Source organism: Shumkonia mesophila, assembly GCF_026163695.1.
Lineage (GTDB): Bacteria > Pseudomonadota > Alphaproteobacteria > Rhodospirillales > Shumkoniaceae > Shumkonia > Shumkonia mesophila.
Window position 1 is genome coordinate 175,251 of sequence record NZ_JAOTID010000004.1, and the last position, 23,231, is coordinate 198,481.

The following is a 23,231-nucleotide window of genomic DNA, read 5'->3' on the forward strand; positions in this document are numbered from 1 at the left end:
GGAGAGCCGGCTATGCTTCACACCGTCAACAAGTCGCCGTTCGAACGGACCGCGCTTGCCACCTGCCTGCGCTATGCCCGCAGCGGCGACGCCATCCTGCTTTACGAGGACGGCGTCTACGCGGCGCGCAAGGCCCAGACGACGACGGCCGACGTCGTCGCGGCGGCCGCGAAATTCAAGCTGTTCGTCCTCGGCCCCGATCTGGAGGCGCGCGGCGTCGCCGCCGATCAGGTGATCGACGGCATCCGCATCGTCGATTACGAGGGGTTTGTCGACCTGGTGGCCGAAAACGGGCCCGTCCAGGCGTGGTTGTGAGAAAGACCGGGCAGCGGCGGCCCCGTCGCCCCGGTCGCTGAATTGACTGAAGGAGAGAATGCAAATGGCCTATGAAATCAACGGACAGACCATCGAGCATGACGAGGAAGGCTTCATCACCGACGTCAGCCAGTGGACCAAGGAACTCGCCGATTACCTGGCCGAGAAAGAAAACATCAACATGACGCCCGAGCACTGGGAAGTCGTCAACTTCCTGCGCGGCTATTACAACGAATACCAGATCGCGCCGGCCATTCGCGTCCTCGTCAAGCAGATGAAGAACGCCTTCGGCCCCGAGAAGGGCAACAACAAGTACCTCTACGAGCTTTTCCCGTATGGCCCGGCCAAGCAGGCCTGCAAGATCGCCGGCCTGCCGAAGCCGACGGGCTGCATCTGATTTCGGAACCGGCGGGGGCTCTCTTTCCCCCGCCCGCTTCCGCCCGTGGCAGGGAGTCCGGCTGATATGTCTTTCCTGAGCGTTGCCTACGCGCTGTTGTTTTACGGGGCGGCCGCCGTTCTGATCGGCGGGCTCGGCTTCAAGATCTGGTCCTATTTCGCGCTGCCGGTGCCCATGAAGGTGTTCACCGCGCCGGCGCCCCGGACCCGTTCTGGCGCCGTCTTGCGGGTCGCCCGCGAGGTGGTGTTCTTCGAAAGCCTGTTCCATTCCAACAAGTGGATCTGGATCTTCGGCGCGCTCTTCCATGCCTCGCTGGCCGCCGTGCTGGCCGCTCACCTGCGCTATTTCACCGAGCCGGTATGGGGATGGGTGGCGCTCATCCAGCCGATCGGCACCTATGCCGGCTTCGGGCTGATCGCCGGCCTGGGCGGCCTATGGGCCCGGCGCTTCGTCGAGGAGCGCAGCCGCTACATTTCCGGCCTGTCGGATCACCTCATGCTGGCGCTGCTGGCCGGCATCGGCCTGGCCGGCCTGGGCATGAAGTACGTCGCCCATACCGACATCATCGCGGTCAAGGCCTTCGCCCTGGGGCTCGTCTATTTCGACTGGCAGCCCCTGCCCGCCGATCCCTTCCTGCTTGTCCATCTGGCGCTGGTGGCGGCCCTGATGATCGTGCTGCCGTTCAGCAAGCTTCTGCACATTCCGGGCGTTTTCATCAGCCCGGCCCACAGCCAAGTGGACGATGCCCGCGAGCGCCGCCAGATCGCCGCATGGAACGCGGCCCTCGACGCGACGCGCGAGCGCTGATGCCGTCGCTTTGCGATTAGGAGCCGATCGTGGCACAGAAAGAATATGACGTTCCGGTCCTCGAAGACCACCTGCCGACTCCGCACCTGCAAAGGGACGCGCTGGCCCACGTGCGCAGCCATCCCGCCAAGCCGGAATTGCAGAAGGCCCTGGGCTTCCCCGGTGAACTCGTCGAGGACTGGGAAGCCAAGGCGGTGGCGAAGCTGGGCGAACTGCTCCAGAAGCATCGCTCGCTGCGCGTCTACTTGGACGCCTGCGTGAAGTGCGGCGCCTGCGCCGACAAGTGCCAGTTCTTCCTGGGCTCCGGCGATCCCAAGAACATGCCGGTGGCCCGCCAGGACCTGCTGCGCCAGGTCTATCGCAAGTACTTCACGGCGGCCGGCAAGATCGCGCCCGACCTGGTCGGCGCCAAGCCGCTGACCCGCGAGATGCTGGACGAGTGGTATGTCTACTACCACCAGTGCTCGCAATGCCGGCGCTGTTCCCTGTTCTGCCCCTACGGGATCGATACCGCCGAAATCTCGATGGCGGCCCGCGAAATCCTCGATCACATCGGCATGGGCCAGAAGTACACCAACGAAGTGATCCTCAAGTGCCATCAGCTCGGCAACAACCTGGGCCTCAACCCGGCCGCGCTGAGGAACACCGTCGAGGGGCTGGAAGAGGACATCCTGGATGACACCGGGGTGCCGGTGCGCCTGCCGGTCGACGAGAAGGGCGCCGACGTGCTGCTGGTCACGCCCTCGGCCGATTTCTTCGCCGAACCGCAGGTCGACGGGCTGATCGGATATGCCAAGGTATTCCATCAGGCGGGACTGAGCTGGACGCTTTCCAGCTACGCCTCGGAAGCCGGCAACTTCGGCATGTTCATCGGATCCTACGACCACATGCAGAAACTTTCGGCGCGCATCCGCAAGGCGGCGCTGGACTTGGGCGTCAAGCGCATCATCATCGGCGAGTGCGGCCATGCCTGGAGGGCCGCCTACAGCTTCCTCAACACCACCAGCGGGCCGTGGAATTTCCTCGATCCCAAGTATCCGCATCCTCAGCACATCTGCGAGTACACCTGGGACCTGATCCAGAAGGGCGGGCTGAACCTGGACGCCACCGCCAACGACGACAAGGTGGTCACCTTCCACGATTCCTGCAATCCGGCACGCGCCGCCGGCATGGGCGGCTATCCGGGCGGCCAGTTCGACATCCCGCGCAACATCCTCAAGACGGTCTGCAACAAGTTCGTCGACATGCACCCCGACACCATCCGCGAAAAGACCTTCTGCTGTGGCGGCGGGGGCGGCCTTCTGACCGAGGAGCTGATGCCGGTGCGCATCGCCGGCATGAAGCCGCGCATGCAGGCCCTGAAACAGGTGATGGACGAGAAGGGCGTGACCCACATGGCCGCCATCTGCGCCATCTGCAAAAGCCAGTTCACAGGGGTCATGCCCCGCTACGGCATGGACCCTTACATGATCGTCAGCCTCCATCAGTTGGTGAACAACGCCATCCAACTGGGAACCAAGGAATGATGTCGCACCGACGCGACGCCGACAAAGCCGGCCCGGCAAGGGCCGCAAAGTGAGATTGGGAAGGATGCGATGAACGAGACCGCCCTCACCTATCGCCGCTTCAAGCAAGGCGACCACCGTTACGACGATCTGACCGACCTCATCTTCAAGGCCGGCAAGACCGGCAAGTGCCCGACCTACGTTCACCGGACGCCGCCGTGCCAGGGGGCGTGCCCGTCGGGCCACGATGTGCGCGGCTGGATGAACATCATCCGCGGGATCGAGAAGCCGGCGGCGGGGCAGAGCTGGCAGGAAGCGGTCTTCTGGAAGATGGTCGAGGCCAACCCGTTTCCGGCGCTGATGGGCCGCACCTGCCCGGCGCTGTGCGAGACGAAGTGCAATCGCAACGACGTCGACGACCACGTGGGGATCAATTCGATCGAGCACTACGTGGGCGACTGGGCCCTGGCTAAGGGATTGAAGTTCCCGAAACCGGCCCATGAGACGGGCAAGAAGGTGGCGGTGGTGGGTGGCGGCCCGGCCGGGCTGTCGTGTGCCTATCAGCTGCGCAAGCGCGGGCACAAGACGGTGGTGTTCGAGGCCAACGCCCAGTTGGGCGGCATGCTGCGCTACGGCCTTTCGGCGCATCGCTGCCCGCGCGACCTGGTGGACGCCGAGATCGGGCGGCTGCTGGAGATGGGGATCGAGGTTCGGGCCAACACGCGGGTCGGCAAGGACGTGACGCTGGAGGCGCTCGAGAAAGAATTCGACGCGATCTTTTGGGGTATCGGCGCGTGGTCGGGCAACCCGGTACCGGTTCCCGGTTGGGACAAGGCGGCCAACTGCATCGACGGCCTGGCGTACCTCAGGGCCTACAACGAGGGCCGGCTGCAATACCTGACCGGGCGCACGCTGATCATCGGCGGCGGCAACACGGCGATGGACTGCGCCGGCGTCAGCCGCCGGCTGGGCCTGCTCAAGGGCAAGGCCGATCCCAAGCTGTTGCCGGAGAAGGTGGTGGCGGGCCAGGTCGAGCATCCCGAGACGCCGGTTTCGGGGCGCGGCGCGGCCGACGTGTGGATCGTCTATCGGCGGCCGTTCGCGGCGGCGCCGGCCGACCAGCACGAGAAGGACGCGGTGATCGACGAGGGCGTCGAGATCCACGAGAGCCTGGCCCCGGTCGAGGTAATCCTGGGCGCCGATGGGCGGGCCAAGGCCTTCAAGGTGATCAAGGCCGACTGGTCGACCGGCAAGATGGTGACCATCCCCGGTTCCGAGTTCGAGATCGAATGCGACCTCATCGTCGCGGCGACCGGACAGAGCTCGATCTTCACCGGCATCGAGGCGCTGGACAACGGCAAGGGTCTGGTGACGGCCGACGGCTACTACCAGGTGGCGGGCAAACCCGGCCATTTCGTCGGCGGCGACGCCATCTATCCTGATCTTCTGACCACCGCCGTCGGCCATGGCTGGAAGGCGGCGGAAGGCATCGACAAGTACGTGCGCTCGCTCGACATGGACAAGCGCGCCAAGGTCGACGCCCATCGCTTCGACCTGGAAAAGGACTTGGCGGAACGCGGACAGGCTCCGACGGCCTATGGCCACGTGCCGACCCGCGGAACCGACGCCGCAGCCTTCGCCATCCACAACTACGCCGACCGCTCGGAAGTCGAGGTCATCTCCTCGAGCCAGATGTTCGTCGGCCACTTCCTGCCGATGCCGCGCCAGGTGCGCTCGATCAACAAGATCGGCCCCGATTGCGTGGGCGACCGCCGCACCCGGCTCAACGCGCTGACCGAGGAGCAAGTCCTCGCCGAGGCCAAGCGCTGCATGAGCTGCGGCCTCTGCCTCGAATGCGACAACTGCGTGATCTATTGCCCGCAGAAGGCGGTCTCAAGGGTCGCCAAGGACCAGCGCACGCCCGGCCGCTATGTGGAAACCGACTACGACAAGTGCATCGGCTGCCACATCTGCAAGGACGTTTGCCCGACGGGGTACATCCACATGGGCCTGGGGAAGTGAGGGCGCCATGATCCGTTCGTTCAGGCTGATCGGCGCGACCGCGGCGGCACTGGCCGTCCTGGCGCTCGGCGGAGGCCCCGCCGGGGCCGCCGAGGGGGGCGTGCCGCTGCCGACGCTGGCCAAGGCCAAGGGCGAGGCCTGCGTCGAGCCGGCCGACGTCATGCGGCGCGACCATCCGGATCTGCTGAAGGCCCAGCGCGACGACACCATGCATCTCGGCATCCGCTCGGGGAAGTACAGCCTGACCGGCTGCATCGAGTGCCACGCCGCGCCCGATCCCAAGGCGACGGACCCCAAGGTGAAGTCGATCGACGCTTTCTGCGAGTCCTGCCACACCTATGCGGCGGTCAAGGTCGACTGCTGGACCTGCCACAACCCCAAGCTTACCGAGACGCCCGTCAAGGTCGGCACTCAGCCGTCGCCGGCAATCGGCCAGTCGCTGGCGACCAGCGTGACCAACCTGATCGACCAGCTGAAGGCCACAATCGAGAAGGGGGCGAGCCGATGAGCAAGCGTTCACCCGCCGTCGATCCCGCCCGCCGCCGGCTGCTGGCCGGGGCCGCCACCGTCGCCGGATTGACCCTGGCCCCCGGCATCCTGCTGATGACGGCGCCCGCCGCCCGCGCCAGGGCCGCCGGCGAAGCGGTCAGCGACAAGGTCCGTTGGGGCCTGCTGATCGATACCAACAAGCTTCCCAAGGCGGCCTGCGATGCCATGGTCGCCGCCTGCAACGCCGAAAACGGCCTGAAGCCGGGAAGCCGGCCCGAGGTGACGGCGCAATGGATCCGCCGCGTCGACCTCAAGGACAAGCGCACCGGCGCCGCCAAGTCGCTGCCGGTCATGTGCCAGCACTGCGAATTCCCGCCGTGCGCCGACGTCTGCCCGACCGGGGCCTCGTTCCGCCGGGCCGACGGCATTGTGCTGGTCGACAAGCACATCTGCATCGGCTGCCGCTACTGCATGCTGGCCTGCCCCTACAAGGCGCGCTCCTTCGGCTACGAGGACGTCACCGACCAGAAGGCCTATTCGCCGCGCGGCAAGGGCACCGTGTCGGCCTGCACGCTGTGCGTCCATCGCATCGACGCGGGGCGCCTGCCGGCCTGCGTCGAGGCCGCCCAGAAGGCGGCGCCCGGCGCCGTGCTGTTCGGCGATCTCAAAGATCCCAACAGCGCCATCGCCAAACAGGTTTCCAAGTTGACGGTCACCCGCATCCGGGCGGACCTGGGCGTCGAGCCCGGCGTCCTCTACAGCGGGCTCTAGGGAAGGACGGAAGCGCGATGAGCAAGGTCGAATTCCGCGAAATCGAAGGCCGCAGCGGCGAGTACTACACGCTGCTGGGCGGTCTCGCCGTTCTCGCCGTCCTCGGTCTCGGCGCCGCCGCCTATACCGACCATGTCGGCCATGTCGTCACCGGCATGAGCAACCAGATCCCGTGGGCGGTGCCGCACGTCTTCGCCATCTTCCTGATCGTCGCCGCCTCCGGCGCCCTCAACGTGGCCTCGATCGGCACCGTCTTCGGTAAGCTTCTGTATAAGCCGCTGGCCCGCCTGTCCGGGCTCCTGGCCTTCGCGCTGATGGCCGGCGGCCTGTCGATCCTGGTCCTCGACCTCGGCCGGCCCGACCGCCTGGTCATTTCGATGACCCACTTCAACTTCAAGTCCATCTTCGTGTGGAACATCAATTTCTACATGGGCTTCTTCGCCATCGTCGCCGCCTATCTGTGGACTGCCATGGACTGGCGCCTGGCCGGAGTGTCCAAATCGGTGGGCATCCTCGCCTTCCTGTGGCGACTGGCGCTGACTTCGTGCACCGGCTGGGTGTTCGGCTTCATCGTCGCCCGCCAGGGCTGGGATGCCGCGGTGATGGCGCCCATGTTCATCGTCTATTCGTTTGCCTATGGGCTGGCCATCTTCCTTCTGGTGCTGATGGCCGCCTACGGCTGGACGCAGCGGCCGCTGGGCGACGCCATCATCCGGCGGCTCAAGAACCTGCTGGGCGTCTTCGTCGCCGGCTCGCTCTATTTCACGGTGGTCCAGCAGCTCACCAACATGTACGCCACCGAGCACCATGGCATCGTGCGCTTCATCCTCTTGGATGGCGGCATCTTCACGGTCCTCTTCTGGGTCGGCCAGGTGCTGATCGGCGGCGTCCTGCCGATGATCCTGGTGTGGTACCCCAAGACCGCCAATTCCAGGCAGGCGGCCGGGCTGGCTTCGCTGCTGGTCATCCTGGGCGGATTGGCCCAGATGTTCGTCACCATCATCGGCGGCCTTGCCTATCCGCAGATCCTGTTCCCCGGCATGGAGGTTTCCAGCAGCTTCTTCGACGGCATCGTCAACGGCTATGCGCCGAGCGCGCCCGAGGTCATTCTCGGCATTGGCGGCATCGCCATCGCCCTTCTGATGGTGACCATCGCCGTCAAGTTCCTGCGCTTCCTGCCCGAAAGCCTGGGCGACGCCGTGGCCGACCCGCACCATCGGCCGGCCGAGGCCTCGGCGAAGGTGGCGGGAGCCGCCGAAGCCGCGTAATATCCGTTTCGACGGCAGTTCCTCTTATTTCGGGGACACCATACTTAATTCGGGCCACTCACGAATTAAGTATGGTGTCCCCGAAATAAGTCCCGAAATAAGTCCCAATGGCGCGGGACGGTGCATGGCCCACATCCTGATATCGGCGACCCACAAGTCGTCGGGCAAGACGACCATCGCGCTGGGGCTGTGCGCCGCGCTGAAAAGGCGCGGCCTGGCCGTGCAGCCGTTCAAGAAGGGGCCCGACTATATCGACCCCATGTGGCTCGCCGCCGCCGCCGGTGGGCCCTGTCACAACCTCGACTTCAACACCATGCCGCCGGAAGAGATCCGGGAAACCTTCGCCCGCCACGCTGCCGGCGCCGACATCGCCGTCATCGAGGGCAACAACGGCCTCTATGACGGGACCGACCTCGAAGGCTCCAACAGCAACGCCGCCCTGGCCAAGCTGCTGGAAGCGCCGGTGGTGCTGGTCATCGATTGCGCCGGCATGGCGCGCGGCGTCGCGCCCCTGCTCATGGGCTACGTCGCCTTCGACCCCAGGGTGACGTTCGCCGGCGTGGTGCTGAACAACGTCGCCAACCCCCGCCACGAATCGAAGCTCAGGGCCGCCATCGAGCGCTACACCGACGTTCGCGTCTTGGGCGCCGTTCCTCGCGCCGCCGACCTTTCCATCGCCGAGCGCCATCTCGGGCTGGTGCCGACGGTGGAATCCGGGGTGGCGGCGGCCAAGCTGGCGGCGGCGGCCGATGCCGTCGAGAAGGCCATCGACCTCGACGCCCTCCTCGAACTGGCCGGCCAGGCGCCGGCAATCGCCGCCCCGGCGGCCGTTGCGCCGGGGCCACGCCCGGCCGGCGTCACCATCGCGGTGGCCCGCGATTCGGCCTTCGGGTTCTATTACGCCTCCGACCTCGACGCGCTCAGGGCAGCCGGCGCCGAGGTGGTCTTCTTCGACACCCTCAGGGACCAGGTGCTTCCCCCCGCCGACGGCCTTGTCATCGGCGGCGGCTTTCCCGAAACCCACCTGGCGGCGCTTGAAGCCAACGCCGCCCTTCAGGAAAGCATCCGCGAAGCCATCGAGGGCGGCCTGCCCGCCTATGCCGAATGCGGGGGCCTGATGTACCTGGCCCGCCGTATCGCCTGGCGCGGCGAGAGCGCCCGCATGGTCGGCGTCATCCCGGCCGACGTCATGGTGCACGAAAAGCCGCGCGGCCACGGCTATGTCCGGCTGCGCGAAACCGCCGCCGCGCCGTGGCCACGGGAAGGCTCGGCATCGGTTCCAGTGGAAATCCCCGCCCACGAGTTCCATTATTCAGACCTGGGCCCCCTGGAAGGCGAGGCCGTCTTTGCCTACGATGTGCTGCGCGGCCATGGCATCGACGGCAACCATGACGGCCTGGTGGTGAAGAACCTGCTGGCCGGGTATGCCCACCTCCGCCATACGGCGGGCAACCCCTGGACCCGCCGGTTCGTCGATTTCGTGCGATCCTGTAAGGCGGGAAACCGGTATTAGGATAGAGAAAGACCGATGAAGGCAATCCATCCGGTGTACATCGTGGGCGCCGGCCCCGGGGACCCCGACCTGCTGACGGTCAAGGCGGCCCGCCTGCTCAAGGAAGCCGACGTGGTCGTCTTCGACCGGCTGATTTCCGACGACATCATGGCCCTCGTCCCGCCGGGAACCACCCGCATCTATGCCGGCAAGACCGCCCATAACCACCACATGCGCCAGGAGGAGATCAACGAGCTTCTGGTCAAGCTGGCGACCGCCGGGCGAACCGTTGTGCGCCTCAAGGGCGGCGATCCGTTCACGTTCGCGCGCGGCGGCGAAGAGGCGCTGCACCTGGCGAAAAACGGCATCCCCTTCGAGATCGTCCCCGGCATCACGGCGGCCACCAGTTGCTCGGCCTATGCCGGCATTCCGCTAACCCACCGCGGCAAGTCCCTGGGTGTGCGCTTCGTCACCGGCCATTGCCAGGGCCCCGACGAGGCCCTCGATCTCAACTGGAAGAGCCTCGCCGATCCCGACACCACGCTGGTCGTCTACATGGGTCTCGCGAACTTGGACACCATCAGCGCCAGGCTGATCGAGGCCGGGCTGTCGCCGGCCACCCCGGCCGCCGCCATCCAGAGCGGCACCACCGCGTCGCAACGCACCGTCCTGACCACGCTGGCCGACCTGCCGGCGCGGGCCCGCCAGGAAGGATTGAAGCCACCGACCCTGATGGTCATCGGCCCGGTGGCCGAGCTGGCGCGCGAACTGGACTGGTTCCGTCCGGCGGCGATGGCCGAGCGCGAGGCCCATGGCTGAACCGACCTGGCCCCAGGCGGCGCTCCTGCTGGCCGGCCACGGCTTGGCGGCGCGACCGGAGGGGGCGCTTTCCACGCTGCGTCACGCCGAAGCCTTAAGGGCCCGGGGATTGTTCGCCGACGTGCGGGCCGGCTTCCTGCGCCAGGAACCCGAACTGGCGGCGACGCTGGCCGAATTGACCCAGCCCCGCGTCTACGTGGTGCCGATGCTGGCCAGCAAGGGCTACATCGCCGACGTCGTCATGGCCAGGCGGCTGAACCTGGAAGGCCCCGTCACTTGGCGGCCTGCGGCGGGCGGCGGGCAGGAGCTTTGCTTCTGCGAGCCGGTCGGCGCCCATCCCCGCATTCCCGCGCTCTTGGGCGAGCGCGTCGCCGCCCTCTGCCGGCGCCAAAAGCTGGCGCCCGCCGCCACCGAGGTCATCCTGGTCGGCCACGGCACGCCGCGCCATCCCAGTTCCTCCGAACGCACCCGCGAGGTCGCTGACATGATCGCGAAAACCGGGATCGCCGCCCGGGTCCGCGCCATGTTCCTGGATGAAGAGCCGCGCATCGATGGCTGGAAGGAACAGAGCCAAGCCGGCAACGTCATCGTCGCGCCCTTCCTCATCGCCAACTGGTATCACGGCTCGCAGGATCTGCCCGGCCGCCTCGGGCTCCTCACGCAGGCCGGCGAGGCGGCCCCGAGCCTGATCGACGGACGGCGGCTGTGGTATATGAGCCCGCTCGGAGAGGAACCGGAGATCGCCGATCTCGCGCTGGCCATGGTCGAGAAATTCGACGCCGAACGGGCGATGTAGCGCGGCCTTTCCGTCGGGGATACCTTTCTGATCATTCCGGACGCTAAGGTTCGCTTTTCCTGGCGGTCGAGCCGTTTCCTTTTCCGTCATTCCCGCGCACGCGGGAATCCAGGGCAACCGCTCCGTCACTCGCCCTGGACCCCCGCGTTCGCGGGGGTGACGATGAAGAATGATCCCGCCTGAGCGGAAAACTCCCCAGCGTCCGAAATGACGAAAGAGGGCGGCTCTCCTACATCTCGCGATCGAGCGCGCGGCTCAGCAGCATGTAGAGCTTGCCCATGTCGGAGGCCAGGAAGGTGGTGGAAAGCACGCCCTGGTGGTCGGCCTTCTTGGCGTCCTGCAACAGGGCCTCGAACTGGGTCAGGTAGCGCCCGACGTAGTTCCGGAACTCGCCGTCCCGGCGGTGCATCTCGCGGATCTCCGCCAGCTTCGCCTTCTCGCGGTAGCCCAGCAGCTTGTGAACGAAGATGCCCTTCTCGCCCTTGTTGAAGCGGCGCCAATCCTCGTCGGTGATGGGCGTCTCCATCAGCCGGCTCATGTCCACGGCGATGGATTGCAGGCGTTCGGAAATGAAGGTGGCGCGCCTGAGGAAGTCGTCCACCGCCATCTGGCCGGCCCGCGCCCGCAGCGCGTCGGTAATTTCGCGGGCCTCCTGCGAGGCCGCCTGCAGTTCGGTAGTCTGGCGGTCGATGGCCCGCGTCAGCTCGCGCGCCTGTTCGGCCACCGCGGTGGAGGTCCGCCCGAGATCCTCGGAGCGGTCCTTCAAGGTGCGGTCCCAGGCGCCCACCTTGGTGAGCGCCAGTTCCGACACGCTGGAAATCTGCTTGGTGCGCTGGGCCAGCGCCTCGCCCAGGGCCTGCATGCCCCGTTCGGCCTTCTCGTAGACGGTGCTCAGCGATTGCAGGCGCCGGGTCAGGGCCTCGGTGGCGGCCTCGGTCTTGGCGGCGATATCCTGGGTGCGCGCGCCGAGATCGATCGACTGCCCGCCGATGACGTCGCCGATGCGGGTCAGCTTGGCCGACGCGCCATCGGCGGCGGCCGAGGCGTCGTCCGCCCGCCGGGTAAGGGCCTCGCCGACGCCGTTGAGGCGCGACACCGCCTCGTCGGCCCGGCGGGCCACCGTGTCGGCGGTGGTCGCGATCTCGGTCGTCGAACGTCCGATCTCCTCGCGGGTGGCCAGCGACTCCCGGCCCAGGGCATGGAGCCGTTCGCGTAACCGTTCGCTGGCGTCCAGCAGTTGGGTGACCGTGCGGCCGGAAATGTCTTCCATGTCGGCGGTCCGCTGGCGGAGCGCGCCGCTGACCTCCTCGACCTGCCCCGCCGCCTTTTCTGAGGCCGTCGCCAGGTCGTTCGAATGCTGACGCAGCGCGTTGGTGACCAGCGCCATCAGCTTGGCCGCGCGGTCCACCGCGTGGGCGACCTCGTGCGACTGCTCGTGCAGGCCCTCGGTCAAGTGCCCGACCCTGTCCAGGGCCTCGCCCGAGGCGCTGGCGAGGCCGTTCGCCTCGCCGCGCAGCGCATCGCCGAAGGCGTGCACGTGCTGGGAGGCTTCCTCGTAGGCGGCGGTCAGTTCGGTCGAGCGCTGGCGCAGCATGTCGCCGATTTCGCGCAACCGCGACGAGGAACGCTCCAACGTGCCGTCCAGGGCCTCGGTGTGGCGGCCCAGGGCACCGGCCACGTCCTCCAGCTTCCCAGCCGCCCGGTCGGACGCCTCGGCCGCCGTCCTCGCCTGCTCCTGGACAAGATCGCCGACCGCCTTGAGACGGCTTTCGATGGCGGTCGCGCTCTCGGTGACGTCGCGCTGCCCGTCGCGCAAGCTGCCGGTCACGTCTTGAACCCGGGTCACGGCATCCTGGGACACCGCAGTCAGATCGCGCGAACGGTCGCGCAGCAGGTCGCCGGTCTCGCCCAACTGGCGGACCGCTTCGTCGGCCGCCCGGGCCAGCACGCCGGCCCGGTGCTCGATGGCGTCGCCGACGATCGCGATGCGATCGACCGCCTGATCGGAAGTCGCGGACAGGTCCTCGGCCTGGCGCGACAGCGCGTCGTTGACCAGCGACACCAGCTTGGCCGCCCGTCCCGAGGCCTGGGCAACTTCCCGCGCGCGCTCGTGCAGGGCGTCGCCCGCCTTGGCGACATCGTCGATGGCGCGCGTCGACACGCCGGCCAGGCCGTCCGATTCCTTCTCCAGCGCCTCGGCCACCGCCTGCACGCGGGCCGCCGCGTCGTCCGAGGTCGCCACCAGATCGCGCAGGCAGCGGCGCATTTCCTCGCCGACGCCCTGGAGGCGCTGTTCCGCCTTCCCGGAAATGACATCCAGTTCCTGGGTATGCCGGCTCAGGATTTCGCCGGCCCCGGCCATCAGCTTGGCCGAGCGCGACGACACGCTGGAAAGCTTCTCCACCTGATCGTCGAGCGCCCGGGCGACGGTGTCGATGTTGCCGACCGCGCGGGCCGAGGTCAGCGACACCTCCTGCGAGCGCTCGCCGATGGACTGGCTGATTTCCAGCATCTTCGCCAGCGCCGCCTCGGAAACCGCGGTGACGTCGGTCAGCCGTTGCCGGAAGGCGTCGGCGAGCGTGCCCGCCCGCTCGGCGGAGGCGTCCACCGCGCCCTGGCTCTGGCGCAGCGCCGCGGTAACGTGGGTGAGGCCTGTCACACCCCGGTCGGCCGCCGCCTCGACGTTCTGGGCGCTCTTGTCCAGTCCATCGGCAATGGCCAGCACATGGGTGCTGGCCTTCTCGGAGGCCGCCGCCAGATCCAGCGAACGATGGCGCAGCGCCTCGCTGACAGCCTCCACCCGCACGACAGTCTGCTCGGCCAGCCGGCCAAGATCGTCGGCCCGCCCCTTGACGCTCTCCCCCACCTCGCCGATGCGGTCCAGGGTTTCGCGGGCCGTTTCGGAAAGATCGGCGGTTCGCCCCTTCAAGCCCTCGCCGACCTTCTCCACCTGGGCCATGACCCGTCCGGCGGCATCGGCCAGCTCCGCCGCCACCTGGTGCAGCGCGCCGCCGACCGTCTCGATGTCGCCGACCGCGCGGGCCGAGGTTTGCGAAACCTCCTGCGAGCGCTCGCCCATGGCGTGGCCGGCTTCCTGGATTTTCGACAGCGCGACCGCGGAAGTCTCGCTCACCTCGGTCAACTGCCGGCGGAAGCCATCGGTCAGCGCGCCGGCCCGCTCGGCAGAGGCATCCACCGCGCCCTGGCTCTGGCGCAGGGCCGCCGTCACCTTGGCGATTTCGCCGGCACCCCGGTCACTCGCCGCCTCGACGGAACGGGCACTCTTGTCCAGCCCTTCGGCGATCGCCAGCACATTGGCGCTGGCCTTCTCGGAGGCTGCCGCCAGATCCAGCGAACGATGGCGCAACGCCTCGCCGACCGCCCCCACCCGCACGACGGTCTGTTCGGCCAGCCGGGCAAGGTCGTCGGTCCGGCCCTTGAGAGTCTCCCCCACCTCGCCGATGCGGGCCAGGGTTTCGCGGGCGGTGTCGGAAAGATCGCCGGTGCGGCCCCTCAACCCCTCGCCGACCAGTTCCACCTGGGCCATGACCCGCCCCGAGGCGTCGGCCAGCTCCGCCGCCACCTGGTGCAGCGTGGCGCCGACGGTCTCGATGTCGCCGGCCGCCTTGGCCGAGGTCGCGGAAACTTCCTGCGAGCGCTCGCCGATGGATTGGCTGACGTCCTGGATCTTCGACAGCGCGGCCTCGGAAACCCCGGTGACATCCACCAACCGCTGGCGGAATGCCTCGGTGAGGGCGCCGGTCCGTTCGGCCGAAGCGTCCACCGCACCCTGGCTCTGGCGCAGCGCCGCCGTCATCCTGGTAATCTCCGTCGTGCCCCGATCCGCGGCCGCCTCGACGGAACGGGCGCTCTTGTCCAATCCTTCGGCGATGGTCAGCACATGGGTGCTGGCCTTCTCGGAGGCCGCCGCCAGGTCCAGCGAGCGATGGCGCAACGCCTCGCCGACCGCCCCCACCCGCAGGACGCTTTGATCGGCCAGCCGGCCGAGATCGTCGGCCCGGCCCTTGAGGGCCTCGCCCACCTCGCCGATGCGGGCCAGGGTTTCGCGGGCGGTGTCGGAAAGATCGCCCGTCCGCCCCTTCAAGCCTTCGCCGACCAGTTCCACCTGGGCCATGACCCGCCCGGCGGCATCGGCCAGTTCCGCCGCAACCTGGTGCAGCGTGGCACCGACGGTCTCGATGTCGCCGGCGGCCTTGGCCGAGGTCGCCGAAACTTGCTTCGAGCGCTCGCCGACGGCCTCGCCGACCTCCTGCATTCTCGACAGCGTGGCCTCGGATACTTCCGTGACGTCCATCAGCTGGCGGCGGAAGGCGTCGGTGAGCGCGCCCGTCCGTTCGGCCGAGGCGTCCACCGCGCCCTGGCTCTGGCGTAGCGCCGTCGTCACCTTGGCGATTTCCGAGGCGCTCCGCTCGCTCGCCGCTTCGACGGAACGGACGCTCTTGTCCAGCCCCTCGGCAATCGCCAGCACGTGGGCGCCGGCCTTCTCGGAGGCCGCCGCCAGATCCAGCGAACGATGGCGCAGGGCATCGCCGACGGCCCCCACCCGCTCCACGCTCTGATCGGCCAGCCGGCCAAGATCGTCGGCCCGGCCCATGACGGCTTCCCCCACCTCGCCGATGCGGGCCAGGGTTTCGCGGGCGGTGTCGGAAAGATCGCCCGTCCGCCCCTTCAGCCCGTCGCCGACCTTCTCCACCTGGGCCAGGACGCGGCCGGCGACGTCGGTCAGCTCCGCCGCCACTTGGCGCAGCGCCGTGCCGACGGCATCCGTGCGCGCCGCCGAGGTATCGGAGGTCTCGATCATCTCGCGCGCCTGCTGGCGGAAGGCGTCGCCGCTCTGGCGCACGCTCATGGCCACCCGCTCGGAAGTGGCGACCAGATTGCGGGCCTGATCCTCCAGCCCCTCGCCGATCGTCCGCGCGCGTTCCGCCACCTGATCGGAGGTCTCGGTGAGGACCTTGGACTGTCGGGCCAGGTTGTCCTCGATGCGCGTCGACTGGTCGGCGACCCGCTGGGCCACCTGGTCGAGATCGCCGGCCTGGCGCTGCAGGATGTCGCGCATACGCTCGGCCTGGGTGGCCGCCCGATCGGAGCGTTGCGAGAGGTCCTGCGAGCGGTCCTGGAGGATCTCGGCGCCGGTGCGCATCTGCTGGCCGGCCTCGGCGGAGGCCTTCAGCAGCGTCTGGACGCGTTCCTGCAAAGCCTCATAGGCCGCCTCGGTGCGGGCCGCCGCCTGGGCGGCCGCCGCCGTCATCTCGATGGCGCTGGCATGGAAGACGCGGGCGGATTCGTTGGCCTTGGTCGACGAGGTCTCGGAGGCTCCGGCCAGTTCCTCGCTGCGCCGCCTCAAGGCCTCGCTGGCGTCGTCGGCCTGGCTCGACGCCCGCTCCGAAACCGCCGCCAGTTCGTGCGACTGGCGGAACAGCAGATCGCCGACCTCGCGGGCCCGCACGGTCGCCTTCTCGGACACCAATTGCAGGTCGTCGGTCTGGCGGCGCAGCGTCTCGGCGATGGCCTGGGCCCGCAGATCGGCGTCCTCGGACACCCGGGCCAGTTCGAGCGTGCGCTGGCGCACCAGGTCGTTCACCGCCTGGGCGCGGGACGCCGCCTCCTCGGAGGCGCGGGTCAGGTCGCGGGCCTGCTTGCGCAGCATCTCGGTGATCTCGGACACCCGCTGCTCCGCGCGGTCCGACGGATAGGCCAGCCGCTGCAGGTGCCAGCGCAGCGCCTGGGTCTCGCGGCGCAGCTGACCGCCGCGTTCGTAGAAGGCGACGACCATCCACACCAGGGCCACCGGCGTCAGCACGCCGGCCGCCATGCCGCCCAACTCGTGCGGCAACAGCGACAACAGGTCGGACCACGGCAGCTGTTCGGTGATGACGTAGATGGCGAAGGCCAGCCAGACGACCGAAAAAACCGCCCCGCCAAGGGCCGCCAGCCGGAACCGCAGATGGAAGGGAACGGGCGAGTCGTCCGCCATCAGGCCGCCGGCGGCGAAATCGCCCGCGGCGCCGGGAACGACCGGCGCGTCATCCTGGGGGCCGGCCAACGCCGGGGCCGGCGCCGCCTCGGCTACCGGCTCGACGGCCGAATCGCTGGCCGGCTCTTTCGATTTCTTGCTCTTTGGGCGACCTTCAACCACGCGCTCTCCCCCTCCCCGCGTTACGAGCCCGGCCGGAAGGCGACTTCGATCTTATACGATCCATATCTTGATATCAATTTGCCCAACACAACAACCTGTCGGGGGTTCACGGATTTTTCCGTTCGTCATTCCCGCGCAAGCGGGAATCCGGCCGGAGCCGGGCCCTGGACTTCCGCCTTCGCGGGAGCGACGGGAAGCGACACGACGCTTTCCGTCGGGCCGACTTATACGGCGGATATCCTGAAAATTCCTTTAATACCCTTAATATAGGTGCTGGCCGCCGGTCACCCACACTTCGGTGCCGGTCACGTAGCCGGCCTCCTCCGAGGCGAGGTAATAGACCGTCGAGGCCACGTCCTCGGGCGCGCCCATGCGGTTGAGCGCGATGCGCGGCACCAACATCTCGTATTCGGGCTGGATCATGGCGGTTTCGATCTCGCCCGGCGCCACCGCGTTGACGCGCACCCCCAGCTCGGCGAACTCGTGGGCCATCTGGCGGGTCAGCGCCGAGAGCGCCGCCTTGGAAATGGAATAGGCCGAGCCGGCGAAGGGATGCACGTAGTGGCCGGCGATGGAGGTGACGTTGACGATGGCCCCCTTGCCCTTGTGCAGCGCGGTCGCGAAGCCGCGCGACAGGCGCAGCGCCGCGAAGAAGTTGATCTCGAAGACCTCGCGCCACGCGTCGAGGTCGCCGTTGAGGCAGCCCAGGCGTTCCTTGTAGGGCGTCTTCGGCGACATGCCGGCGTTGTTGACGAGCGCATGCAGCGCCCCGCCGGCGAGAAGCGCGTTGGCCTCCTCGACGAAGCGGGCGACGCTTTGGGGATCGGCAAGGTCGGTCGGGATGTGGCGGGTCCAGTTGGGGTCCAGCTTGCATTCCTTCGGCACGTCGCCGCGCGAACAGGTCAGGATGCGCCAGCCGCGCGCCAGGAACAGCTTGGCGATGGCATGCCCGATGCCGCGGCTGGCGCCGGTGATGACGACGGTTTTGCGCGCTTCGTCCATGGAGCGAACATTACAGGTCCGCATCGCCTTCTGCAAAGGCCAAGCCCGTTCTGCGGAACCGAAACGCCCTTCGCTTGTTGAACCATCGATTGCCGTCCCAAGGGGAAGGCGATGCCCCCTGTCCTCGGCTCCCCCGAGGGGGCAGTCCAGCCGGTTCATGCGCTGAGAGGTGAAATCATGAAGGGAAGTCCGAAAGTCATCGAATGTCTCAACGAGGCCCTGTTCCTGGAACTCGGCGCCGTCAACCAGTACTGGCTGCATTACCGCCTGCTGGAGGACTGGGGATACACCAAGATCGCCAAGCAGGAGCGCGCCGAATCCATCGAAGAAATGCATCACGCCGACAGGCTGATCGCGCGCATCGTCTTCCTCGAGGGGCGGCCGAAGATGCAGACGGTGGCCAAGCTGCGCATCGGCCAGGACATCAAGCGGGTGCTGGAGAACGACCTCAAGGGCGAACACGAGGCCCGCGAGGCCTATACCAAGTCGCGCGGCATCTGCCATGACGAGGGCGATGTCGTGTCGATGAAGCTGTTCGAAGACCTCCTCAAGGACGAGGAGCACCACATCGACTTCATCGAAAGCCAGCTGCAGTTGATCGAGAACGTCGGCGTCCAGAACTACGGGCAGCTGAACGCGGGGCCGGCCGACGAAGCGGGCTGAACCGCCGAAACCCTTTCCGCCGCCCGGCGGGCCCTGGACATCGTCCGATACCGCCCTATCATCAAGCCATGTGCTCGCGCTATGAACTCGTGGCCAGGCCACGCGACCTCGCCGGCCGTTTCCGGCTCTCCGCGGTGCCGCCGGTCGAGGAGAAGGACGAGATCCGCCCGACCGACGCCGCCCCGGTCGTCACCGGCGACGGCCGCCTCGCGCTCATGACCTGGGGGCTGCCGGCCTTCGACGGCAAGCCGCTGATCAACGCCAGGGCCGAAACCCTGCGCGAGCGCCCGACCTTCCGGGGCCTCCTCGAACGCCGCTGCCTGGTGCCGGCGACCGCCTATTTCGAGTGGCGGCGCGACGGCCGGGCCCGGCTGCGCAACCGCATCGCCGCCGCCGACGGCGCGACCTTCGCCTTCGCCGGCCTGACCGACGGCACCCATTTCACCATCGTCACCCGCGCCGCCGCCCCGGCCATCGCCCACATCCACGACCGCATGCCGGTCATCCTGGCGGAGAAGGACGAGGCGGACTGGATCAGCCCCGCCCTGCACTTCGAGGACGTCGCCTCCCTGCTCCTGCCCCAGGCCGGCCGGCCGCTGGCCTTCGTCGAGGAGACGCCGCGCCACTTCCAGCCGAGCCTGTTCTGAATTTCGGTGACAGAATTTCGGTGACAGTGCACTAAATTCGCGCCAACAACTGTGCCCACCTGGAACGGGAAATGCCGTCGAATTTAGTGCACTGTCACCGAAATTATCCGAAATTATCCTGTCACCGAAATATCAGCGCGCCATGACCACCGGCAGGTCGGCGTGGCCCAGCACGTGGCTGGTGACGCCGCCCAGGATGAGGGTGCGCACGCGGCTTTGCGTGTAGGCGCCCATGATCAGAAGGTCGGCGCCCACTTCCTTGCATTCCTTGAGCAGGTCCTCGCCGCCGGCCCGATCCGCGATCTCGAAGGTGCGGGTCTTGGCGGCGATGCCGTGCCAGGACAGGTACCTGGCAAGCTGCGAGGCGGCGCACGCCCGGGTGCCGCCGCCCTCGGCGGTGAGGATGAAGACCTCCTCGGCCGATTCCACGAAGGTCATGGCCAGGCGCACGGCGCGCGAGGATTCGTGGCTGCCGTTCCAGGCGATGGCCACCTTGTGGCCGGCCACCTTGGCGCCGCCCGGCGGGATCACCAGGACGGGGCGGCCGGTCTCGCGGATGGCGGCATTCAGCGTCATGCGGAAGGTGACGTCGCTGTCGGGGGTCGGCCGGGCCACCACGATGAGGTCGGCCAGGCGCCCGCGCTTGGCGGTGACCTCGTCCTCGCGGCCGGTTTCGTCCACCCAGGCGGCCGACGGGCCGTTGGGGCCGGGCGGGTTGTCGACCACCGGAAGCGAGAGGCGCTGGCAGGCTTCCTCGAACATGGCGCGCGCCTTCTGGGCGCGGCTCATGGCCTCCTTCTCGGCGAGGTCGATCATCTCCTCGATCATCGCCCCCGACATGCCCTCGCCCAGCAGCGGCACCGCGTTCTTGGAATCGGCCCGCACGTGGAGGACCTCGATATGCGCCGCCAGGTGCTGGGCCACGGCGCACGCCGCATCCAGCACTAGTTGCGCGCCTTCCGTACCATCGAGCGGAACGAGAATCGTCTTGATCGGCATCTTTCCCTCCTTACCCGGCTGTTACCGGATGGGCCCCTCTTGCCTCATGATACTCGCCGGCGACGGAAAATTGAAGCGTTGCCGGGGGTTGGCGGAACCGGTGTGACGCTCCCTCTCCGCCCCATTGGGGGGGAGAGGGCCGGGGAGAGGTGGGGAACTTCCCGGCGGCCGCAAGGCCCACCTCACCCGGCGCTACGCGCCACCCTCTCCCCCCTGTAGGGCGGAGAGGGTTCATCGGCGGATGACGGCGAGGCCCAGTTCCAGGGTCTGGTTGCGCGGGCCCGAGCTGTCGATGCGCCGCCACGAGATGTCGCCCAGGTCGTAGTGCAGCTGCTTTCTGACCACCGCGGCGTCGGCGTCGGAAACGTTGCGCTGGCGCTTGATGACGCGATGCTCCATCACCTCGGGCGGCGCCTCCATCCAGATGCCCTGGAAGGGCACGCCCGCCTCCTTGGCGATGCGCTCGACCGTCTCGCGCTGCTCGGGCCTGGCGAACACCGCGTCGGCGACCACGCAGTGGCCGGTCTTGAGCGCGGCCAGCACCTCGTCGAAGAGGGCTTGATAGGTCTTCTCGGTCATTTCCGGCGTATAGCCGCGCGGCCCCAGGTGGATCAACGGGTCGACGCCGGCGATCCGCTTGCGCAGGACGTCGGAGCGGATGACCCGGGCCCCCGGGCGCGAGCCGACGAAGGGGGCCAGTTCGCGGGCCATGCGCGACTTGCCGCTGCCCGACAGGCCGCCCACCGCGATGAGGCGGGTCGGCGCCACGTCGAGGTAATCGAGCGCCATCTGGTGGTACTCGCGGGCCTCGGCGCGCTGGCGCCCCGCGGCCTCGGCGTCCGTGGCCCCGGCGGCGACGGTGGCGGCGACGAAGGCCCGGACCGAGGCGCGCATGGAAAGAAACAGCGGCAGCAGGGTCAGCCCCGCCGTGTCCCAGGTGACGTCGAGGTAGTGGTTGAGCACGAAACTGCCCAGCCGGCGCATGTCGAAGCGGTCGAGATCCATCAGCAGGAAGGCGAGATCGTAGAAGACGTCGATGACGGCGAAGGTGTCGTTGAACTCGATGGCGTCGAAGATGGTCGGCCCGCGCTCGGCGAGAAAGATGTTCCGCAGGTGCAGGTCGCCGTGGCAGAGCTTCAGCAGGCCGCCGTCGCGCCGCGCGTCCAGCAGGTCGCCGTGGCGCTCGAACAGCGCGCGCTCCCGGCGGTTCAGCCGCTCGACCGCCTGGGCGTCCAGCGTGCCCTCGGAAAAGCGGGCGTAGGAGGCCTCGTTCAGCTCCAGCGTGCGGCCGACCCATTCGCGGCCGCCGAAATCGGTGCGCGATTCGGCCGCCAGGTGGAAGCGGGCGATGGCCTCGGCCAGGTCCTCCATGACGCGCCGGTCGAGCTCGCCCAGGCTGGCCTTGCGGTCGAACAGCGAATCCTGCTCGAAGCGGCTCATGTCGACCACCCAGTCGACGGGCTGGCCGGCGCCGCCCAGCGTCAGGGCGCCGTCGGCCTCGCGCGTCACGGCGATGACGCCGTGATAGAGGTCGGGCGCGGTGCGCCGGTTGATCCTGACCTCCTCGGAACACGAGCGGTGGCGCCGATCCGCCGTCGAGAAATCGACGTAGGGATACTTGATGGCGCGCTTCAGCTTGAAGGCCCGGGTGCGGCCGATGAAGATGGCCGACATGTGGGTTTCGATGCGCTCGACGGTCTTGGTGCCGTCGTCGAACACCGCGGGGCTGGACAGGAAGGCGATGACTTCGGACTGGTCTTCGGCGCTCACGTGGACGGTCTCCCAAACATACCAATGGCTGGCCCGGCCAACCTACACGCCGCCCGCCCGCCAGAAAAGCGGGAAACGGGGGTTTTTTGCTCCCTCTCCGCCCCCCTGGGGGGAGAGGGCCGGGGAGAGGTGGGGCCGCAGCGCGACCCACCTCTCCCGGCCCGGCTTCGCTGGGCCACCCTCTCCCCCCTGAAGGGTGGAGAGGGTCAACCCTTCCCTACCCCGCGGCCGGCCCGCGCTTGCGCCGTTCGCGCAGCGAGATGTAGATGCCGGCGCCAATCACGATGGCGATGCCGGTCCAGGTCCAGGCGTCGGGGAAGTCGCCGAACACGAAATAGCCGATGGTGGTGGCGTTGATCATCTCGGCGTAGGCGAAGGGGGCCAGCGTCGAGGCCGGCGTGTAGTCCAGCGCCTTGACCATCAGGATGTGATAGCCCGCCGCGATCGCCCCCATGACCCCCAGCAGCGCGACATCGACCAGCGTCGGCATCGCCCAGCCGAGCGGCAGCACGAACGGCACCACCACGGCGCCGGTAAGCGCCGCATAGGCGGCGCCGACCAGGGGCGGCGCGCTGCCGGTGACCTTGCGCGTGATGACCCAGTAAAGCGCGTTGCACAGCGCCGCGGCCAGGCCCAGCAGCGACCACCACTGAAACACGTCGGTGCCGGGGCGCACGATGATGGCGGTGCCGGCCATGCCGGCGATGACGGCCAGCCAGCGCCGGAGCCCCACCGTCTCGCCCAGAACCCAGGGCGACAGCGCGGTGACGATGAGCGGATAGGCGAAGATGAGGGCCAGCGTGTTGGCCATCGGCATGCGGGCCAGCGACAGGAAGAAGAAGAAGGTACAGGCGACGGTGAAGGCGCCGCGCGCCACGTGCCAGAGGCCGCGCGCCGGGATCAGCGAGCCCCAGCCGTGGCGCGGCACGATGAGGGGCAGCAGCAGCAGGAAGTGGAAGGTGTAGCGGAACCACACGATCTCGGCGACCGGATAGCGCGCCGTCAGCGCCTTGGCGATGCCGTCGTTGACGGGGATCACCAGCATGGCGAAGACCATGAGGAGAATGCCCTTCAGCGGATCGGGGATGGCCATCGGCGGCGCGGCGGGGGGCGGGGGCGTGGAGAGGGGGTTCGTCATGATCCTGTCACGAGGCTTCGGCGGATCATGGAGGGGGACGGCATCCTTTGCAATGGGAGACGGCGGAAGAGCGAAATGACGAGAATCCGGTTTCGGCGATTGGGGCTAAGCGATTGAAAACGCAAAGGAATTCCCGGATTAGCGAAAAAAAACATCGTCATTTCTCGTCAT

The 23,231-nt window shown here is 68.0% G+C and carries 18 protein-coding genes; 13 read left to right on the plus strand and 5 right to left on the minus strand.

Annotation, left to right across the window (positions count from 1 at the left end):
* Nucleotides 1-12 precede the first annotated feature (12 nt).
* The 11 genes from tusB (at nucleotide 13) to ODR01_RS09105 (ending at nucleotide 10,681) form a co-directional block, all read left to right on the plus strand.
* The gene (gene tusB / locus ODR01_RS09055; RefSeq protein WP_316977313.1) at nucleotides 13-315 is read left to right on the plus strand and encodes a sulfurtransferase complex subunit TusB; all 303 of its coding nucleotides are present in this window, start codon (nucleotides 13-15) and stop codon (nucleotides 313-315) included.
* A gap of 64 nt (nucleotides 316-379) precedes the next feature.
* The gene (locus tag ODR01_RS09060) at nucleotides 380-712 is read left to right on the plus strand and encodes a TusE/DsrC/DsvC family sulfur relay protein (RefSeq protein ID WP_316977314.1); all 333 of its coding nucleotides are present in this window, start codon (nucleotides 380-382) and stop codon (nucleotides 710-712) included.
* Between the two features lie 66 nt (nucleotides 713-778).
* Nucleotides 779-1,519: a respiratory nitrate reductase subunit gamma gene (locus tag ODR01_RS09065; protein WP_316977315.1), complete on the plus strand. Its 741-nt coding sequence runs from the start codon at nucleotides 779-781 to the stop codon at nucleotides 1,517-1,519.
* 29 nt (nucleotides 1,520-1,548) lie between these two features.
* Entirely contained in the window at nucleotides 1,549-3,045 is a 1,497-nt protein-coding gene (gene dsrK / locus ODR01_RS09070) for a sulfate reduction electron transfer complex DsrMKJOP subunit DsrK (protein WP_316977316.1), read from the plus strand.
* A 69-nt stretch (nucleotides 3,046-3,114) separates the two neighbouring features.
* Entirely contained in the window at nucleotides 3,115-5,046 is a 1,932-nt protein-coding gene (locus ODR01_RS09075; protein ID WP_316977317.1) for an NAD(P)-binding protein, read from the plus strand.
* Between the two features lie 7 nt (nucleotides 5,047-5,053).
* Nucleotides 5,054-5,554, plus strand: coding sequence for a hypothetical protein (locus ODR01_RS09080; protein WP_316977318.1), 501 nt, complete (start codon nucleotides 5,054-5,056; stop codon nucleotides 5,552-5,554).
* Nucleotides 5,551-6,306 (plus strand): sulfate reduction electron transfer complex DsrMKJOP subunit DsrO, encoded by a 756-nt coding sequence (dsrO, locus tag ODR01_RS09085; RefSeq protein ID WP_316977319.1) that lies wholly within the window; start codon nucleotides 5,551-5,553, stop codon nucleotides 6,304-6,306. Before ODR01_RS09080 ends, dsrO begins: the two co-directional genes overlap by 4 nt.
* A 17-nt stretch (nucleotides 6,307-6,323) precedes the next feature.
* The gene (gene nrfD, locus ODR01_RS09090; RefSeq protein WP_316977320.1) at nucleotides 6,324-7,574 is read left to right on the plus strand and encodes an NrfD/PsrC family molybdoenzyme membrane anchor subunit; all 1,251 of its coding nucleotides are present in this window, start codon (nucleotides 6,324-6,326) and stop codon (nucleotides 7,572-7,574) included.
* A gap of 124 nt (nucleotides 7,575-7,698) precedes the next feature.
* Entirely contained in the window at nucleotides 7,699-9,087 is a 1,389-nt protein-coding gene (locus ODR01_RS09095) for a cobyrinate a,c-diamide synthase (protein ID WP_316977321.1), read from the plus strand.
* 15 nt (nucleotides 9,088-9,102) lie between these two features.
* A complete protein-coding gene (gene cobA, locus ODR01_RS09100) occupies nucleotides 9,103-9,885 on the plus strand; it encodes a uroporphyrinogen-III C-methyltransferase (RefSeq protein ID WP_316977322.1) in 783 nt (260 codons plus the stop codon).
* Nucleotides 9,878-10,681, plus strand: a complete 804-nt coding sequence (locus ODR01_RS09105) for a CbiX/SirB N-terminal domain-containing protein (protein WP_316977323.1) — start codon at nucleotides 9,878-9,880, stop codon at nucleotides 10,679-10,681. The genes cobA and ODR01_RS09105 overlap by 8 nt, the downstream gene beginning before the upstream one ends.
* Before the next feature lie 229 nt (nucleotides 10,682-10,910).
* On the opposite strand, the gene ODR01_RS09110 is transcribed toward ODR01_RS09105, so the two are convergent.
* Together ODR01_RS09110 and ODR01_RS09115 are read right to left on the minus strand one after the other, a co-directional pair.
* Nucleotides 10,911-16,841 (minus strand): hypothetical protein, encoded by a 5,931-nt coding sequence (locus ODR01_RS09110; RefSeq protein ID WP_316977324.1) that lies wholly within the window; start codon nucleotides 16,839-16,841, stop codon nucleotides 10,911-10,913.
* Between the two features lie 261 nt (nucleotides 16,842-17,102).
* Nucleotides 17,103-17,843 carry an SDR family NAD(P)-dependent oxidoreductase gene (locus ODR01_RS09115; RefSeq protein WP_316977325.1) on the minus strand — a complete coding sequence of 247 codons (741 nt, stop codon included), beginning with the start codon at nucleotides 17,841-17,843 and terminating at the stop codon, nucleotides 17,103-17,105.
* 177 nt (nucleotides 17,844-18,020) lie between these two features.
* Between ODR01_RS09115 and bfr the strand changes: the two genes are divergently transcribed.
* Both bfr and ODR01_RS09125 read left to right on the plus strand, forming a co-directional pair.
* On the plus strand, nucleotides 18,021-18,506 hold the full coding sequence (bfr, locus tag ODR01_RS09120) for a bacterioferritin (RefSeq protein WP_316977326.1): 486 nt from the start codon (nucleotides 18,021-18,023) through the stop codon (nucleotides 18,504-18,506).
* 68 nt (nucleotides 18,507-18,574) lie between these two features.
* Nucleotides 18,575-19,153 (plus strand): SOS response-associated peptidase, encoded by a 579-nt coding sequence (locus tag ODR01_RS09125; protein WP_316977327.1) that lies wholly within the window; start codon nucleotides 18,575-18,577, stop codon nucleotides 19,151-19,153.
* A gap of 132 nt (nucleotides 19,154-19,285) precedes the next feature.
* Here ODR01_RS09125 and ODR01_RS09130 read toward each other — a convergent pair whose 3' ends face one another.
* The 3 genes from ODR01_RS09130 to ODR01_RS09140 form a co-directional block, all read right to left on the minus strand.
* The gene (locus ODR01_RS09130) at nucleotides 19,286-20,152 is read right to left on the minus strand and encodes a universal stress protein (RefSeq protein ID WP_316977328.1); all 867 of its coding nucleotides are present in this window, start codon (nucleotides 20,150-20,152) and stop codon (nucleotides 19,286-19,288) included.
* A gap of 231 nt (nucleotides 20,153-20,383) precedes the next feature.
* Complete coding sequence (locus ODR01_RS09135) at nucleotides 20,384-21,922, minus strand: bifunctional aminoglycoside phosphotransferase/ATP-binding protein (protein WP_316977329.1); 1,539 nt, start codon at nucleotides 21,920-21,922, stop codon at nucleotides 20,384-20,386.
* 217 nt (nucleotides 21,923-22,139) lie between these two features.
* Entirely contained in the window at nucleotides 22,140-23,060 is a 921-nt protein-coding gene (locus ODR01_RS09140; RefSeq protein WP_316977330.1) for a DMT family transporter, read from the minus strand.
* Nucleotides 23,061-23,231: the final 171 nt, after the last annotated feature.